This window comes from Pseudoalteromonas sp. MB41 (assembly GCF_020966275.1).
Taxonomy (GTDB): Bacteria; Pseudomonadota; Gammaproteobacteria; order Enterobacterales; family Alteromonadaceae; genus Pseudoalteromonas; species Pseudoalteromonas lipolytica.
Map to the genome: position 1 here is coordinate 85,258 of NZ_JAJJZF010000016.1, position 17,512 is coordinate 102,769.

General features: G+C 44.0%; 15 protein-coding genes. 3 read left to right on the forward strand and 12 right to left on the reverse strand.

Features of this window, described 5'->3' with window-relative positions:
- Nucleotides 1-5: 5 nt before the first annotated feature.
- The 11 genes from flgJ to LPA49_RS15220 all read right to left on the reverse strand — a co-directional run bounded on the left by flgJ (nucleotide 6) and on the right by LPA49_RS15220 (nucleotide 9,471).
- Complete coding sequence (gene flgJ / locus LPA49_RS15170) at nucleotides 6-962, reverse strand: flagellar assembly peptidoglycan hydrolase FlgJ (protein ID WP_065978734.1); 957 nt, start codon at nucleotides 960-962, stop codon at nucleotides 6-8.
- A 125-nt stretch (nucleotides 963-1,087) separates the two neighbouring features.
- The gene (locus tag LPA49_RS15175; RefSeq protein WP_065978733.1) at nucleotides 1,088-2,182 is read right to left on the reverse strand and encodes a flagellar basal body P-ring protein FlgI; all 1,095 of its coding nucleotides are present in this window, start codon (nucleotides 2,180-2,182) and stop codon (nucleotides 1,088-1,090) included.
- Between the two features lie 12 nt (nucleotides 2,183-2,194).
- Nucleotides 2,195-2,878 carry a flagellar basal body L-ring protein FlgH gene (flgH, locus tag LPA49_RS15180; protein WP_036970191.1) on the reverse strand — a complete coding sequence of 228 codons (684 nt, stop codon included), beginning with the start codon at nucleotides 2,876-2,878 and terminating at the stop codon, nucleotides 2,195-2,197.
- A gap of 15 nt (nucleotides 2,879-2,893) precedes the next feature.
- Nucleotides 2,894-3,682: a flagellar basal-body rod protein FlgG gene (flgG, locus tag LPA49_RS15185; RefSeq protein WP_036970195.1), complete on the reverse strand. Its 789-nt coding sequence runs from the start codon at nucleotides 3,680-3,682 to the stop codon at nucleotides 2,894-2,896.
- A 21-nt stretch (nucleotides 3,683-3,703) separates the two neighbouring features.
- Nucleotides 3,704-4,468: a flagellar basal body rod protein FlgF gene (locus LPA49_RS15190; protein WP_036970198.1), complete on the reverse strand. Its 765-nt coding sequence runs from the start codon at nucleotides 4,466-4,468 to the stop codon at nucleotides 3,704-3,706.
- Between the two features lie 149 nt (nucleotides 4,469-4,617).
- The gene (gene flgE / locus LPA49_RS15195; protein WP_036970201.1) at nucleotides 4,618-5,961 is read right to left on the reverse strand and encodes a flagellar hook protein FlgE; all 1,344 of its coding nucleotides are present in this window, start codon (nucleotides 5,959-5,961) and stop codon (nucleotides 4,618-4,620) included.
- A 50-nt stretch (nucleotides 5,962-6,011) separates the two neighbouring features.
- The gene (locus LPA49_RS15200) at nucleotides 6,012-6,695 is read right to left on the reverse strand and encodes a flagellar hook assembly protein FlgD (protein ID WP_036970204.1); all 684 of its coding nucleotides are present in this window, start codon (nucleotides 6,693-6,695) and stop codon (nucleotides 6,012-6,014) included.
- 13 nt (nucleotides 6,696-6,708) lie between these two features.
- Nucleotides 6,709-7,140, reverse strand: coding sequence for a flagellar basal body rod protein FlgC (flgC, locus tag LPA49_RS15205; protein WP_036970207.1), 432 nt, complete (start codon nucleotides 7,138-7,140; stop codon nucleotides 6,709-6,711).
- A gap of 2 nt (nucleotides 7,141-7,142) precedes the next feature.
- Nucleotides 7,143-7,553: a flagellar basal body rod protein FlgB gene (flgB, locus tag LPA49_RS15210; RefSeq protein ID WP_036971676.1), complete on the reverse strand. Its 411-nt coding sequence runs from the start codon at nucleotides 7,551-7,553 to the stop codon at nucleotides 7,143-7,145.
- A 133-nt stretch (nucleotides 7,554-7,686) separates the two neighbouring features.
- Nucleotides 7,687-8,517: a protein-glutamate O-methyltransferase CheR gene (locus LPA49_RS15215; protein WP_036970209.1), complete on the reverse strand. Its 831-nt coding sequence runs from the start codon at nucleotides 8,515-8,517 to the stop codon at nucleotides 7,687-7,689.
- 21 nt (nucleotides 8,518-8,538) lie between these two features.
- Nucleotides 8,539-9,471, reverse strand: coding sequence for a chemotaxis protein (locus tag LPA49_RS15220; RefSeq protein WP_036970211.1), 933 nt, complete (start codon nucleotides 9,469-9,471; stop codon nucleotides 8,539-8,541).
- Nucleotides 9,472-9,613: 142 nt separating this feature from the next.
- Here LPA49_RS15220 and flgA point away from each other — a divergent pair, with 142 nt between their 5' ends.
- The 3 genes from flgA to flgN all read left to right on the forward strand — a co-directional run bounded on the left by flgA (nucleotide 9,614) and on the right by flgN (nucleotide 11,142).
- Complete coding sequence (gene flgA, locus LPA49_RS15225) at nucleotides 9,614-10,318, forward strand: flagellar basal body P-ring formation chaperone FlgA (protein WP_036970214.1); 705 nt, start codon at nucleotides 9,614-9,616, stop codon at nucleotides 10,316-10,318.
- Nucleotides 10,319-10,397: 79 nt separating this feature from the next.
- Complete coding sequence (gene flgM, locus LPA49_RS15230) at nucleotides 10,398-10,718, forward strand: flagellar biosynthesis anti-sigma factor FlgM (RefSeq protein WP_036970217.1); 321 nt, start codon at nucleotides 10,398-10,400, stop codon at nucleotides 10,716-10,718.
- Nucleotides 10,711-11,142 (forward strand): flagellar protein FlgN, encoded by a 432-nt coding sequence (flgN, locus tag LPA49_RS15235; protein ID WP_036970220.1) that lies wholly within the window; start codon nucleotides 10,711-10,713, stop codon nucleotides 11,140-11,142. Before flgM ends, flgN begins: the two co-directional genes overlap by 8 nt.
- A gap of 486 nt (nucleotides 11,143-11,628) precedes the next feature.
- Here the strand turns inward: flgN and LPA49_RS15240 are convergent.
- The coding region (locus LPA49_RS15240) for an Ig-like domain-containing protein (RefSeq protein WP_230237023.1) at nucleotides 11,629-17,512 on the reverse strand (5,884 nt) is incomplete at its 5' end.

Below are 17,512 nucleotides of genomic sequence, written 5' to 3' on the forward strand. Positions count from 1 at the left end.
ACTCCTTAACGTACCAATGAAGCAGCGACGCTTTGAAGCTCAACACGCTTCAATACCTGCTTAATTTTGTTGGCATAATTTGGATCAGTTGCATAACCTGCTTTTTGTAACGAATCTAAAAAGGCTGCGGGTTCTGCGGTGTTTTTTAGTGCGTCTTGATAACGTGGGTTTTCATTTAAGAAATCCACAAAATCATTCACACTGTCTTTAATTGACTGATAAGAACGGAAGCTTGCATGCTTTTTAACAGGCACACCTTGCTCAAACTCAAGCGTAACTTTACTTGCTTTGTCACCTTGCCAGCTCTTATCAGATTTAATGTTAAAAAGGTTATTACTACTGGTGCCATCCGCTTTACTAATAATATGCTTACCCCACCCTGTCTCAAGCGCAGCTTGAGCAACCATCACAGCAGGGTTTAAACCAATTTTTTCAGCCGCATTTTTTGCGTGCTCCCAAACAGAGCTAATGAATGACTCAGCATCTTCAAAGCGGTTTTCTGATTGCTCATCAGTGGCAACTTCCGCCATTGGGTGTGTTTCTGGCTTAGCTTCTTGATTACCGCGAACACGCTTATCGCTATCAAACTCTGCGGTTGTTCTTAACACGGAACCAGGAGTAAATTTCTTACCGTCGGGCGATAGCTGCTGCACAATAAGATCAGCCAAACCCAGTGAGCCGTTAGAAGACAACTCAACAGAAAGCTGTTGATCATGCATTTCTTCAAAGAATTTTACGCCACTCGAGTTAAACGGACTGTCTTTGTCTTCAAATGCTTCATTAGCCTTACGCATGCTTTTAAGCAGCATCTGCGTAAAGATAGATTCAAATTGTGCCGCCGCTTTTTTCAGCGCCTCTTTTGACGCATTGCTAGAGGCATCACTTTTTAGAGCACTTTGACGCAATGAGTCTAAGTTGCCTAAATCAAAAAAGTTTTGCTTGTCGAGATGATTCGTATCCATCAGCTTTTTGACACAATAATTAATAATGCATAATCAAATGCAATAATTACGCCAAAAGAGGATTTATCAGATTGAGGGAAGGTAAAAATGAAAAAACGCGCTGAGCTCAGCGCGTTTTTAATTGATTATATAATAACAAGTTGCCCGTTTATGGCTCCCGCCTCTTTCAACGCTTCAAGGATAGCCATTAAGTCACCAGGGGCGGCACCAACTTCGTTTATCGCTCTCACTAAATCATCAAGGCTAATACCTGGATTAAACACAAAAGCGCGAGAGTCATCTTCATTAACATCGATAATACTTTGGTTTGTCACCACCGTCTCGCCTTCGCTCAGTGCATTCGGCTGCGATACGTTTTGCTGCTCAGCAATGGTCACGGTTAATCCACCGTGGGTAATTGCAGCTGGCTGTAATTTTACGTTTTTACCAATAACAATGGTGCCCGTACGTGAATTGACAATAATTTTTGCCGCAGTATCAGCCGGTGTGAACTCTAAGTTTTCAAGCGTTGATAAATACGATACGCGCTGCGATGCATCGCGCGGTGCAATGACACGTACAGACGCTGCATCAATTGCTTGAGCACTGTTTGGCCCAACTAAATCATTAATAGTTTGCTCTAGGCGCTTTGCCGTTGTGAAATCTGGACGATTCAAATTAAAGGTGATGTAGTCACCTTGCATAAACGGGCTTTTAACAGCGCGCTCAACCGTTGCCCCATTCGGAATTCGGCCAACGGTGGGAGTGTTTATAATCACTCGGCTGCCATCAGCACCTTCTGCGCCTAAGCCCCCCACGACCAAACTGCCCTGTGCAATGGCATACGTATTACCATCAACCCCTTTCAAAAAGGTTTGTAATAACGTACCACCGCGTAAGCTTCCTGCACTACCAATTGAAGACACGGTAATATCAATGGTTTGACCTGGTTTTCTAAACGCGGGTAACTCGGCATGTACAGCAACGGCTGCAACATTTTTAATCTTTGGTTTTAAGTTCGCAGGAAGCGTGATACCGAAGCTATTTAACATCGCTTTAAAGCTCTGCTCTGTAAAACGACTTTGCTCGCCCGTGCCAGGTAAACCCACCACTAAACCATAACCGACTAATTGATTTGAGCGTACACCCTCAACCATAGACACATCTTTAACTCGCTCAGCCTGAACAGAAAGCTGTACACTAATTAAGCAAAGAGCAATAATGTATTTAAACCCATTCATGATTTGTATCCTCTAAAATGGGAAAATAGAACTGCTAAAGAAACGAGTTAACCAACCCGCACTTTGCGCTTCTTGAAGTTGACCTTTACCTGAGTATTGAATGCGCGCATTCGCAACTCGGTTTGAAGTCACCGTATTATCTGCTGTCACATCTTGGGGACGCACTAAACCTTCAAGACGAATAAACTCTTCACCGGTATTTAAAGTAAGCCACTTTTCGCCACGGATCACTAAGTTACCGTTCGGCAAAACTCGCATAACATTAACTGAAATATCACCAAATAAGCTGTTCGATTGATTCGATTTAGAATCACCTTTAAATGATGAATCTGAACCAATACCAAATTGGATACTATCACCACCTATATTCACAGGATTGCCGCCTAAACCAATGACTGGGTCAAGGCTTGCGTCGGTTTCTTTATCGGTTTCGGTTTTCGCCGCTTTGGTTGCTTGAGTCGATTCTTGCAGTTTAACCGTGATGATATCGCCTGCTCGCAACGCTTTTTTATCTGAATACAGGTCATTTGATAAATAACTATCAAATAATGAACCGGTGGGTACCATTTGCTCTGCTGCAGGCTCAGGATACATTGGCGCATAGTAAGGGTCATCCTGAACCACATGGTTATTTTGTGTTGCCATACAACCACCGAGCAATAACGCTGTTGATGTGACTAAGATAATGTTACGCATGCTGCCTCCTACCCATTATAACTGTTGGTTAATGTAACTAAGCATTTCATCAACAGCCGAAATCACTTTTGAATTCATTTCATAAATTCGCTGTGTTTCAATGAGGTTAACGAGCTCTTCTGTTACATTCACATTTGAAGTTTCAAGTGAACCTTGTACAACAGTTCCTAAACCATCAATACCGGGATTACCTTGCACAGGAGCCCCACTTACAGCCGTTTCGGTGTAAAGGTTTTGACCCATAGGCTCAAGGCCAGATGGATTGATGAAATCACTGATAGTTAGCTGACCAATAACAACATTGTCAGCTTGGCCTGAGATACGCACCGACACTTCACCATCTTGTGATACCGTAATTGATTGTGCATCGTCTGGCACATTCATCTCTGGTTGCACAGGAAAACCGGCTCCCGCGGTAACAATGCGGCCATCTTCATCGGTGGTAAATTGACCATTACGCGAATAAGCGATATTGCCATCTGGGAGTAACACCTCAAAAAAGCCCGGTCCTGAAATCATCCAATCCAATGAATTTTCAGTGGTAAGCATGTTACCTTGTGAAAAGTTCTTTTGGTTAGCAACCACTTTCGCACCCGCGCCTAACATCAAACCTGATGGCATTTCAGTGTCTTGTGAGGAACGGCCACCTGGCTGATTAATATTTTGATACAATAAATCTTCAAATACGGCGCGGCTTTTTTTGTAACCGACCGTGCTGGCATTCGCGAGATTATTTGAGATCACCGAAATATCGGTTTGTTGGGCGTCAAGCCCGGTTTTACTGATCCACAATGCAGGATTCATAACTCTACCCTCTCAGTCATCTTAAACAATGCGTAACAGCTGATCTTGACGTTCATCAATTTCTTCCGCTGTTTTCATCAATTTAACTTGTAATTCAAATTGGCGTTGATTGCTGATCATATCGACCATTTCATGTACGGGGTTAACGTTGGACATTTCAAGGGTGCCCGAAAGCACTTTTACATTATTTGAAATGTCGCAAAACCCACATAAATCATTTACCAACATGTCTGGCTTTGGCCTAAATAAGCCATCATTGCCTTTTTCTAGTTGATTGTTATCGGCTTCGATTACCTTTAAACGATCAACCACTTCTAAAAAGTTTGCAGGTGCCCCTTGTGGACGCACCTGAATTGACCCATCAGAACTAAATTCAATCTTCTCGATTGGTAAAGGCAAAATAATGGGGCCACCTTCGCCAATAACTTGACGACCATGACTGGTCATCAATGCGCCATCGGGAGTAATATTCAGCGTGCCTGTTTTGGTATAGGCTTCATTGCCCGATGCATCTTGTACGCTTAACCAACCCCGATCACTCATGGCAATATCAAGTTCTCGGCCTGTTTCAACAAAACCACCCGACTCCATGTTAGAACCTGGGCGCTCTTGCATTGCGAATACACGCGATGGCAAGCCTTCGCCAAATGCTTGCATTGAGCGTGCTTGTGCAAAATCAGCTTTAAAGCCAGTGGTGTTTGCATTTGCTAAGTTGTTTGCCTTTAATTCAAGGCCACGCAAGCTTTGCTTTGCACCAGACATGGCAATGTAGACCATTTTGTCCATAACATTGACTCACTAAAAATACGATAACTATGAAATGCAATAAAAGTGCCAAAGTAAAATTGACGCGGAAATAAGCAAAGGAAAATAAAAAAAGGCTGCCAATAGAGGGGGCAGCCTTTCGTGTCGGATTAAGCTTAGAGCCGCTAAAATTAACGGATCTGTAAGATATTTTGTTGTAATGTTGAGTTAACTTCTAAGGCACGTGAGTTCGCCTGGAAATTACGCTGTGCGCTGATAAGGTCAACCAGTTCATTCGTTAAATTAACGTTTGATTGCTCAAGTGCTGATGAGTTAATTGAACCCAATGTGCCTGAGTTTGGCTCACCCGCAATAGGCTCACCCGAGGTTAGGCTTTTCTTCCAAGAAGTGTCACCCGCTTGTTGTAAGCCTTGAGAGTTTGAAAAGCGCACCATAGCCACTTGGCCTAAGAATGAAGTATCGCCATTGCTGTATGAAGCAACTACTTTTCCATCTGCACCAATATCAATGCCCGCTAAACGACCGACTGTCGCACCATCTTGCTCAAGTGCTTTTACTTCAAAGTTACTGGCGTATTGCGTAGGCACTTTATTAGCGGTGCCTGCTTCGTCACGCCAATTAACCGTGATTTCATTCGGGAACTGTGCGCCATTACCAAGTAGTGTCGATAAACCTGACGAAGCACCTGAAGGCAAAATAATGTCATCAAATGTGGTTTCTGGAGCGGTTACGTTCGGTAAACCCGCCGCCGTGAACTCAAGTGTATCAATTGGCGTGTGTGCACCTGTGCCCGTTGCAGCACCTGAATCATCAAACGCTTGACCATCCATTGTGGCGTACACTTCCCACGTATTTGGCGTTGCTGTAGGGTCTTGCTTTACAAAAAATAACTGCACAACATGCGGCTCACCTAATGAGTCATAAACAGTTGTTGAAGTAGACGAGTTATAGCTCGTGCTATCAGTTGGATCAAAGGTTGTCGTTGTTGGCGTATCGACACGTGCGTCTAAATTCATTGAGCTGTAGATATTACTCGTATGACGAGGCGAACCTGAAGCATCTGGAATTTGAATCGGTGAAGTAGTACTTAAACTTACCGATGTCGTATTACCCGTTGATGGGTCAACAGGGAAACCTTGCAGGTAGTTACCATTGGCATCAACAACAAAGTTATCTGCATTTAATTTAAATGCACCCGCACGCGTATATGTAAAGTCTTGTGATGCGATGTCATCACTCATCGCAAAATAACCTTCCCCTGTGATTGCTAAATCAAGTGAGTTATTTGTGAATGATAACGACCCTTGGTGAAACTGTTGTGCAACCGTTGCTGTTTTAACACCGTCGCCGTTTTTTGTTTTACCAGAACTAAATACTGACGATGCGTACACATCAGCAAACTCAGCTCGCGACTCTTTAAAGCCCGTTGTGTTTACGTTGGCAATATTATTTGCCGTTACGTCTAAATCTTTTTGTGCGGCTGCTAAACCTGTTAATGCAATATTGAAGCTCATAACTCACCTCTAACCTATCTCTTAGCCTAAGCTAACCCAAACCTTTTTAATTATGCGATTTCAGCTATATCAGTTAGCCTAACCGCACCCTCTTTTGTATTTACGATAATGCCGCTGCTGCCATTAATATTGACACTTTCAATGTTCTTAAAGGTTGCCAGAGGCATGCTGCTGTAGTCTCCATTTACGAAGCCTTCAGCGCTAATATTGTATTCGCCTTCAGGAAGAACATTGCCCTCACCATCTTTACCATCCCACTCGAAACGGTGAGCACCGGCAGACTTCGATCCTAAATCAATCGTGCGAACTAATTGTCCCGTCGAATCAGTGATTCTTAACGTAAGAGATTCAACAGCTGTTTCTGCCACAACGGAACCTTTAGCTAAATTTTCGCCATCAAAGTCAATAGTCTCTGACTCAAGCAACGCTTGCTTACCCACTAACGTTGACGCTTGTAATGCCGAATTTGATGTCATGGATGCAGTGAGTGACTCAAATTTTGTGTTTAAATTTGAAATACCTTCTGCCATGGTAAAGTTCGTCATTTGCGCAATCATTTGATCGTTATCAGCAGGATTGCTCGGATCTTGAAACGACAACTGCTGCGTTAACAACGAAAAGAAATCTTCTTGAGACAGTGTATTACTGTCTTCTTTTGCTGTTGGCGTGTTTGTCTCATTCCAACGCAAGCTATCCATATAGGATGATGATGCAGAGCTGATGTCGTTACTCATAACTTATCCTCGATTACCGTTGTCCTAACAACAGTGTTTTACTTAACATTTGCTTAGCTGCATCAGCAACTTGCACATTTGTTTGGTAAGAGCGAGAGGCAGAAATCATATTAGCCATTTCTTCTACAACGTTGACATTTGGTTTATAGATATACCCATTTTCATCCGCGCTGGGGTGATTCGGGTTGTATTCTATTTGTAGCGGCTTATCGCTCTCTACAATGCCTAATACTTTAACGCCAACAGAAGAGCCCTGCGGATTACTTTGCGATGCTGACGCTTTTGTAAGTTCAGCAGCAAACACAGGATGGCGCGCTCGGTATGTCTGGTCTTGGCTTGAGCTAATTGTATTTGCATTCGAAATATTACTTGCTGTGGTATTTAAGCGAACATTTTGTGCGCTCATACCCGTGCCCGAAATATCAAAAACATTATATAAACTCATGATTAAGCTCCTTGACTACCGAGGGCTTTTTTAAGGCCTTTAATTTTACTACTCATAAATTGCAGGCTTGCCTGATACTCTAATGAGTTTTGTACATACAAGTTTCGTTCCACTTGTATATCAACAGAGTTACCATCACCTGTATCTGCTTGATTTGGCGTACGAAACATTTCTGAATTACCAACAAATCGACTGCCACCGGCAAGGTGTTTCTCATCCGTTCTTACCATGCTATTGCCGCCGTGCTGGTTGCTTTTTGCCGCTTTTAATGCGGATGCAAAATCGACATCTTTCGCTTTATAGCCCGGCGTATCAGCATTAGCGATATTTGTCGCTAATAACTCAGCGCGTTGTGAACGGATCAACATGGCATGAGGATGCACACCGAATGCTTTATCAAAACTGATAGCCATAACCATCTCCAAAAATTTGACTCTCCTTAGCTAATGCAAAAGGTAAGCCAAAAATTAAGCATGATTATTTTATAATTAAGGTGTTGATATATAATGAAATTAGCAACCTAAGAACTAGGTTGCTAAGGAAAGATTACTTTTTCTGGTAGATGATACCCGGATTACATCGCACCATATCAAAACTGTCACTAAGGCCAGCCATTGACTCTGAAGCGCCTAAAAACAGGTAGCCTTTTGGATTAAGTGCTTGCGCAAATTGCGCGATAATTTTTGCTTTTACTTCAGGTGCAAAGTAGATCAATACATTACGGCAAAAAATAATATCAAATTTACCCATCAAGGCATACGAATCCAATAAGTTTAAATGCCTAAAACTGACCATTTTCTTTATTGGATCAACTACTTGAGCCATACCATTACCACTGTCTTTAAAAAACTTTTGACGTCTTTCAACAGACAGACCACGTGCTAAAGCCAGTGAGTCATATTCTGCGTTTTTACACATATCAAGCATAGTATTAGAAATATCTGTGCCGATAATTTGTGCGCCCATTTTTAAAACGCCAGGTTGCTTAGATTGAAACTCAGCAACCGACATGGCAATAGAATACGGTTCTTGACCTGATGAACTTGCCGCTGACCAAATTTTAATTGGACGACGCAATTCTTTGAATTCAGGGAAAAGTTTAGTTTTAAGCAATTCAAATGGGTATTGATCACGAAACCACAAAGTTTCGTTTGTTGTCATTGCATCAACCACTGCGGCACGAAGCTGCCTCTCGTGAGGACTCAAGGTTTTACTTACCAACTGTGACAATGACTCAACATTAAAACGCGCCATCAAGGGTGCCAGGCGACTTTTCACTAAATAAAGTTTGTTATCGCCTAGTACAATGCCACATTGTTGCTCTAAAAAAGAGCGGAACTGATCGTATTCGCTTTGTTGTAAGTGCTTATTTTCCAAAGTAATACCACCTATAAATAATTAATCACAATGAACCCACTTTTTAACGGCAGTCGCTAATTCGTCTGGGTTAAATTTTGCAATAAAATCATCGGCACCCACTTTTTCTATCATCGCTTGATTAAAAACACCACTGAGTGATGTATGCAAGATTACATGCAAAGGTGATAACTTTGGATCGGCCTTAATTTCTGCGGTTAAGGTGTAGCCATCCATTTCTGGCATTTCAACGTCTGAAATTAACAAGCCAACTCGCTCAGTAATATTATTTACACAATCAAGTTCTGCTATTTCACGTAAGCGTATTAAGGCTTCTTTACCATTTTTAGCGAGTTCAGTTTGTACACCGAGAGGTTCTAACGCACGTTTTACCTGATTACGCGCAACGGCCGAGTCATCAGCAATAAAAACGATTCGCTCCCCTAAATCTTTTTGGATTTCTCCCTCACCAATCACATCCGCACTTACTTCAGTGTTAACAGGGCAAATTTCGTTAAGGATCTTCTCGACGTCTAAGATTTCTACCAGTTCGTTTTCTATTTCAGTGACCGCGGTTAAATAAGAGTAACGCCCTGCACCTGAAGGTGGCGGCATAATTTTTTCCCAGTTCATATTAACGATGCGCTCTACGCCACCGACTAAGAACCCTTGCACTGAACGATTGTATTCCGCAATGATAATAAAACTATCTTTGATATTTTCAATGGCAGGACCGCCAACAGCCATTGATAAATCGATAACAGAAATGGTTTGACCACGAATGTGTGCAACACCACGAATATAAGCATTCGATTTTGGCATGTTTGTAAGCGGTGGACATTGTAGAACCTCTCTTACTTTAAACACGTTAATACCAAAGCGTTGTCGCCCTCTGAGTTTGAATAATAGTAATTCAAGGCGGTTTTGCCCAACCAACTGTGTACGCTGGTTTACTGAGTCTAAAATGCCTGCCATTTCAATCTCCTAAAGATAAACAACCAGAGCCGGAACAATAATTGCTTACTTTGTGTTAAAGCTACATAAGGTTACGAAGCGTCTGTTTTTTGACGCAAAATATTTATACCTTGTTTTCAACAATAAGCATAGTCGAAACAATATGAGTTTGTTAAAAAAAAGCCGAAGATACAGTGTTTTTTATTTTCTTTCTAGCTTGTTATTTGCCACGCATCTACAAGCTGAAGTGTATAATAACGAGCAACTTCAACAAATCGCTATTGATTTTGTCAGCGAGCAGATCCCCGATCTCGATACGGCACCGCAAGTAAGTGCATTACCACTTGATAGCCGTATTCCAGAAAGATTGTGTGAATCGCCATTAAATAAAACATTACCGACAGAACCTCCTTTTAATCGGCAGGTTACCGTACAACTTAAATGCGATGACATAAATAGTTGGACTCAATATGTGCATGTTCGCATTATTGAGCTGGAACCCGTTGTTGTCGTAACAACCAATTTAGCACGCGGTGAAGTAATTAGAGCAGAGCATTTGCGCTTAGAGATGAAACCTAAGCAGTTTGTAAGAACGCAATATGTTCAAGAAAAATCAATGCTTGTCGGCAGTCGTAGCAAGCGCAATATTCGCAGTGGTGTGCCTATTGTAATGAGCCATGTTTGCATGGTGTGTAAAGGCGACAATGTGACTATTTATGCTTCATTGCGTGGCTTGAGGATCAAAACAACAGGTATTGCGCTTGAAGATGGCACATTAGACGAATTAGTACGTGTAAAAAACAAAAAATCAGGTAAAGTATTAAATGCACGTGTGGATGGTGTTGAGTCTGTACAAGTGAATATTTAATTTTTTATATTTATGCTAAAGTATCCGCTGTGCCCGCCGATATATAGGCATATGTTGGGTAATGTATAGGTCAAAAATTATGGTAAGCAATGTCAATAATGGTCAACAACAAACTTCTGTGTTGACGAATACCAAGCAAAAAAATCTTGATTTACAAAAAGATAACGCTAACGCGGCAGCGGCAAAATCGACAGCGCCAAAAGCAAGTGCAGATTCGGTAAGCTTAACGCCTCAAGCTAAACAACTTAAATCTTTACAAGATAAAGCTGAACAGTCGTCTGGCTTTGATAGCAATAAAGTGGCTGAGTTAAAAAAAGCAATCAGCGAAGGTAAATACCAAATTGATGCTGAAAAGTTAGCTAAAAATATCGCCGCATTTGAGTTTGATGTGTATGGCTGATCATAATCATTTAATCGCCAGCAAATTAACACAACAAGTCACTTGTTTAGAGTCTATTGCTGTGCTTTTGGATGATGAATTAACAGCCATTGCTGCAAAACGTGGTGAGGGGCTAAAAAGTATTGCCCAACAAAAAGTCTCTCTACTACAGCAAATTCAGTTAATAGATAAAGAAGTGCAAACGCTGGTTAGCAAAAATGACTCGCCAGATGATGAAGTAAACGAACTCATTTCTAAAGTAAACTCTCTTCTTGCAGCCTGTAAAAAGAAAAATGATGTGAATGCACATGCAGCTCATCAAGCCCAGCTTAGTGTTAAGCAACTAAAAGATATCTTGATTGGCGCACCTTCATCGATGACCTACGATCAAGGTGGCAGTGTGATTCAAGGCGATAAAAAAATAGTGCATAACCTTAAAGCATAATGCCCGTTACTCGTTTCTAGTTACTCGTTTCTCGTTACCCGTTGCTCGTTACCCGTTACTCATTTCTCGTTACTCATTTCTCGTTACTCATTTCTCGTTACTCATTTCTCGTTGCTCGTTACTCGTTACTCGTTACTCGTTACTCGTTTCTAGTTACTCATTTCTCGTTACTCATTTCTCGTTGCTCGTTACTCGTTACTCGTTTCTAGTTACTCGTTTCTAGTTACTCGTTTCTAGTTACTCGCTTCTCGTTTCTCGTTACCCGTTGCTCGTTTCTCGTTACCCGTTTCTCGTTTCTCGTTTCTCGTTACCCGTTTCTCGTTTCTCGTTACCCGTTTCTCGTTTCTCGTTTCTCGTTTCTCGTTGCTCGTTTCTAGTTACTCGTTTCTCGTTGCTCGTTGCTCGTTGCTCGTTTTACAAACTACCCAATTCAAAAAGAAAGCGCGATAATTATCGCGCTTTTCTTATTTAAGCTTAACTATTTATCTAAATATCAATTGAGTTATTGCCTCCCTCAATGAGTTTTTTGATTAGCTCATCTGACTCACTTTGGATATTACTGGCAGGCTCTGACGTGACTTCTGTGTTGCCTGTAAATGCTAAGCTCTGACTTTCACTGTTGCTATCAAGGGCAAGTAAATTACTTTGTTCACTATCACTTAAGACATCTTCGATAGTCACGTCAAGCGCAGCAATACCCCCACTTGAGGTTGGCTCTGGGCTTGCATCTAATAGAACAAGGCTGAGATCAATACTTTCTGCAGTTTGCTCGTCAGCCTCAATGCTGTCAGATCCTAAGGCCATTTCTTCAGGACCCGCACCGCCAGTGCTTGCGGGCTCTCCATTAATTTCAATATCATTGCCGTTAATATCAACAACGCGCACATTACCAATAGAATCTGTAATGCTAAAGCGTGCATCTGCTAGGCCTAAACCCAATATATCAAGCAGGTTAATATCAACGATACCTATTGACCACTGTCCATTTTGTACAACCGAGCCGCCTTCACTTAATAAGGTGATCCCTAAAGCAAGGGCGTTATCTAATTGCACGATAGCCCCATCTTCTGCATCCGTTGTGCCGTCAAAGCCAGTAATGACAAGCCCTAAGTTTAGTAAAGAGTTAACATCTATATTCTCAAGTGTCGGCGGAATCGTATCAATTTCTAATCCTGAAATTGCACCCGTTGTTACGCCACTACTAACAATCGTTGCGGTTACCGTGTAAGTGCCATCCACTAACGCACTGTCTGGTGTTACACTCCAAGTGCCATCACTTAATGAGGTAACCGTTTTCGTTTGTTGCGTAGTGCCATTATCAAACACCACTTCTATTTCACTGTTTGGTGCAATTGATTTACCCGTAATGAGCGGGGTGTCATCGTTGGTGAGCTGTAACCCATCATCAATGGTTATAGTCAATCCAGCATCAATAATACCTGAGGCTGTTTGCTCTGTAGTGCGGTCTTCAGCATCTGTGACACTTGCCGTTACAGTGTAAGTGCCATCAACAAGTTCAGATAATACTTCCACTGACCAAGTGCCATTACTGTTCACTAAGGTCGTTAGCGTTTGTGAAGCACCATCGGCACCTTGCACAATCAGTGTCACAGTTTGCCCTGTTCCCACAGTACTTGTGCCGCTTATCACTGGCGTTGTGTCTGCTGAGATAGCCGGTACATCTAATGTCAATTCAGGGGCGGAATTGTCAAAAGTGTCTGTACTAATAGTCGTGGTATTACCGGCGGCATCGGTCGCTGTTGCCTCTACATAAGCTAAGTTCAATAATGACACCGACAAGTTCAATACTTGCCAATCACCATTGGCATCAACGGTTGCTGTATATGGCACACCAGCCACTCCACCGACGAGGTAGTTTGTTATCGTAATAACACTGCCTTCAGGTAAGTCAGATGTACCAGATAAAGAGACCAACAGACCTAATAGGAACGATGGCACAATGGTGAGCTCTGGGGCTACGGTATCAACTTCGCCACCTGTTTTACTGTCTGTTCCGGTATTACCCGCAGTATCCGTGATACTTGCAGTAACAGAATAAACTCCATCGGCCAACACTTGATCTGCTGCTGCTTGCCAGTCACCGTTCGCATCGGTGGTCGTTGTAACACTGTGCTGTGCTCCACCGGCTGCGATAAAGGTGACTGTAATAGTGCTATTGGCCGCATCAGACGTACCACTAATAAGAGGGGTTGAGTCGTTCGTTAAAGTTAAACTACTTTGATCAATGCTAACGACAGGTGCTGTGGTATCAACCGCAGATGTCGTTGAAGCGCTGCCATTGTTTCCTGCGGTATCTGTCACGACTGCGGTTACTGTATACGCTCCCTCAGCGAGTGCTTGAGTCGCTTCAACTTGCCAATTTAAACTTGCATCTAGTGTCGTTTCGACACTGTGACTTACGCCGGCAGAGTCTACAAACGTAACGACTACTCGATTGCCTGCCACTGCGCCAGTTGCACTGCCCATTATCACTGGCGTTAAATCGGTTGAAACAGCCACAGTGTCAATGACCACATTCGCAGGTGTAATATCAATCACACCCGATGCAGAGGCTGAGCTGGTGTTACCAGCAGTGTCAGAAACGCTTGCTGAAATCGTGTAGGCACCTTCAGCTAATGCTGTACCTAATGCAACAGACCAAGCACCTGATGCGCCAACAACCGCAGATGCTGTCACAATATCGCCCGCACTGTCGGTGACACTTATCGTCACCACGCTACCCTGTGGTGCATCACTTGTACCACTGATTGTTGGTGTGGTGTCATTCGTGATTGCTGGAGAGTCAACTGTTAACGCTGGCGGAGTGAGATCGATGTCACCTTGACGACTTGCCGTACCAGTGAGTCCATCTTCAGACACACTTGCTGTAACAGTATAGTTTCCTTCACTGAGCGGCGTTGTTAAGTCTACAGTCCATGTACCGCTGCTAATAGTGGCGATAGCTGTTTGGCTATTACCAAGTGCATCGACAACAGTAATGGTCACTTGAATACCGTCAGCTGCATCACTTGTACCCGAAATGGTCGGTGTGGTGTCGTTAGTGACTGCAAGAGCATCAATCGAAATTGTAGGTGCATTGGTATCTAGCGTTGCCGTGTCTGTTACCGTTACCGTGTTGTTTGCAGCATCGGTAATTGTCGCTGTAATAGTCAGTAAGCCATCAGCCAATGCTGTTGGAACATCTGCTGACCATGACCCATCAGCCTGAACAGTTGCAGTAAAGCTGTATGTATTCCCATCATTTACCACACTAATATTTACGGTGCTGCCTGCAGGCTCATTGGTGCTACCACTAATTGTTGGTGTTGAATCATTAATAGTCCCTAAACCATCTAGAACCAACTCAGGTGTAAGAGTATCAATTGACCCCGTTTCGGTGTCAGTACCAACATTACCTGCAACATCTGTGATAGTCGCTGTGACACTATAATTGCCATCTGGCATAGTACTCGGTGTTACTTGCCATGACCCATCACTTTGGACGGTTGCCGTTAATGTTTGTATATCGTTGTTGCTATCTGTCACCGTAACAGAAACCTGAGTACCGGTGGCTTCTGTCGATGTGCCCGAAATAACAGGCGTACTTGAGTTACCAAGTCCCAACGTGTCTATCACTACGACAGGCGCAACTGTATCAACCGTTATCGATGCCGTTGCAGTTTGCGTATTATTAGCATCATCCGTTATGGTCGCCGTAATAGTGTAACTGCCATCGGTAATATCAACCGGTACTATAAACTGCCAAGTACCATCTGATGCTACTGTGGTGGTAATGGTTTGTCCTGCAACCTCAACGATAACTAAGCCGCCTATTTCGTTACTACTACCTGAAATAGTTGGACGCGCGTCAGAGGTGCCATCAACCGCGTTAACAACTAAGGTTGGCGCAATGCTGTCTAACACACCCGATGTTTGCTCTGTAGTTAAATTACCGACCTGATCCCTTACCGATGCCGTTACTGTAAAGGTCCCTTCAGCTAGCGCTGTGGGCACATCGACAGACCAAGTTTGGTTACTTTGCACAGTTGCAGTAAAGGTTTGTGAATCACCATTGGCATCTTGAACGGTGATGTTGATCACCGTGCCTTCTCCCATATCCGTTGTGCCCGAAATGGTTGGGGTTGTATCATTTGTTAATGCATCAACAGTAACCGTCAGCTCAGGCGCCACATTATCAAATTCTAATGTGCTCACAGTAGCAGTGTTACCCGCCGCATCTGTGCCACTTGCCGTAACATAAGCCAGGCTAATAAGTGGGACAGTAATGTTGGCAAGCGTCCAATTACCATTTGCATCAGTCGTGGCGGTATAAGTCGCACCTATTAAGCCCCCTACTAAATGTTCAGTAATTGTGATCACACTGCCTTCTGGCAAATCTGATGTGCCCGATAAGCCAACTAAATTTCCTAATAAGAATGAAGGAATAATACGGATATCTGGTGCAATTGTATCAACTATACCACTGTCTGTGGCGCTGCTGTTATTACCCGCTGAATCGCTGATACTCGCTGTCACACTGTAGTTACCATCGGCCAATGCTTGCGCTGCATCGACACTCCAATTACCTGACGCATCGGTGGTCACTGTCACTGTGTGGCTGGTGCCATTGGCATCAGTAAAGGTCACATCAAGATTCGTATTGGCTAAGTCTGATGAACCAGTGACTGTGGGTGTGTTGTCATTGGTTAGCGCTGGCGCATCAATGGTGATGGTTGGCGCGGTCACATCAATTGTGCCGGTTTCGGTGTCGGTGCCTGTATTACCGGCGGCATCACTCAGTGTCGCAACAACGGTGTAGTTTCCTTCCGCCAGTGCTGAGCTCAGCTCGACTGACCAACTGCCATCAGCCTGCACAATGGCTGTGGCGCTTTGTGTCGCCCCGTCACTGTCAGTCACGGTTAACAAGACTTGAGAGCCTGCTGTCGCACCACTGCTTTGGCCACTAATAACAGGGGTTACATCGTTGCTGTCGGCAATCGCATCAATACTGACAACAGGCGCGGTGATATCCACTTCACCGGTGGCACTTGCTGATGCTGGGTTACCAGCTTGATCGCTGACTGTCGCGGTAACGGTGTATTCGCCTTCCGCTAGAATCGTGCTGGCTGCCACTGACCAACTACCATCACTTTGCATGGTGGTGGTCACGGTGTGACTGTTGTTGTTTGCATCGGTGATCACCACGGTGACTGTGCTGCCTTGTGGCGCACTGGCTGTGCCGCTAATCGTCGGGGTGGTGTCGTTTGTAATACCCAGTTCGTTAATGTCAATCGCTGGCATGGTGGTATCAATAATACCGGTGCGTGTGGCGGTGCCAGTGTTACCATTTTCGAGCACTGAGGCGGTCACGGTAAACTCACCTTCTGGTAATGCGGTCATCGCTGTGACACTCCACGTGCCCCCACTGACGGTGGTGGTAATTGTTTCGACAGGGTTTATCCCATCATCAATCACAACCGTCACCACACTGCCATTCTCTGCATCACTGGTGCCGTTAATGGTCGGTGTGGTGTCATTTGTTTCACCAATCACATTAATCGTGACACTTGGAGCGGTGGTGTCAAGCAGTGCACTGTCGCTTGCGGTGGTGGCGTTGCCTGCCGCATCGGTAATGCTCGCATCAATCGTGAAGGTGCCATTATCCAGTGGGCTAGGGACATCGGCGCTCCAAGTGCCATCCGCTAATACTGTCGCGGTGAAGGTGTAGGTGTTGGTGCCATCAGAGACACTTAAGTTCACCACACTGCCCGCAGGCTCGTTAGACGTACCGCTAATGGTTGGGGTGGTATCATTCACCGTTCCCAAGCTATCAATTGCTAAGCTAGGCGGTAAAGTATCAATGCTGCCGGTGCCTGTGTCTGTGCCAACATTGCCCGCAGCATCGGTGATGGTTGCCGTCACAGTGTACGCACCATCTGGCAAGCTGCTTGATGTGGCTTGCCATGACCCATCAGCTAAGACTGTCGCGGTCAAGCTGTGTGAATCACCATTGCTATCAACAATACTAAGGTTCACGACCGTGCCAGCAGGCTCGGTTGAGGTACCACTTAAGGTTGGTGTACTGTCATTACCTAGGCCATTGTCATTTACAGTAACAACGGGGTTGGTGGTATCGATATTGCCTGTGGCGGTAACGTTGCTGGTGTTGCCTGCATCATCACTGATGGTCACGGCAACCGTGTAGCTGCCTTCGGCTAGGGCTGTCGGTACTTCAACGCTCCAATCACCACTGCTATTTACGGTGGCGGTGAGTGTTTGCTCTGCCCCATTGCTGTCGGTGACTGTCACGGTGACAGTGCCGCCCACTTCATTACTACGACCACTGAGTACCGGCGTGACATCACTGCCC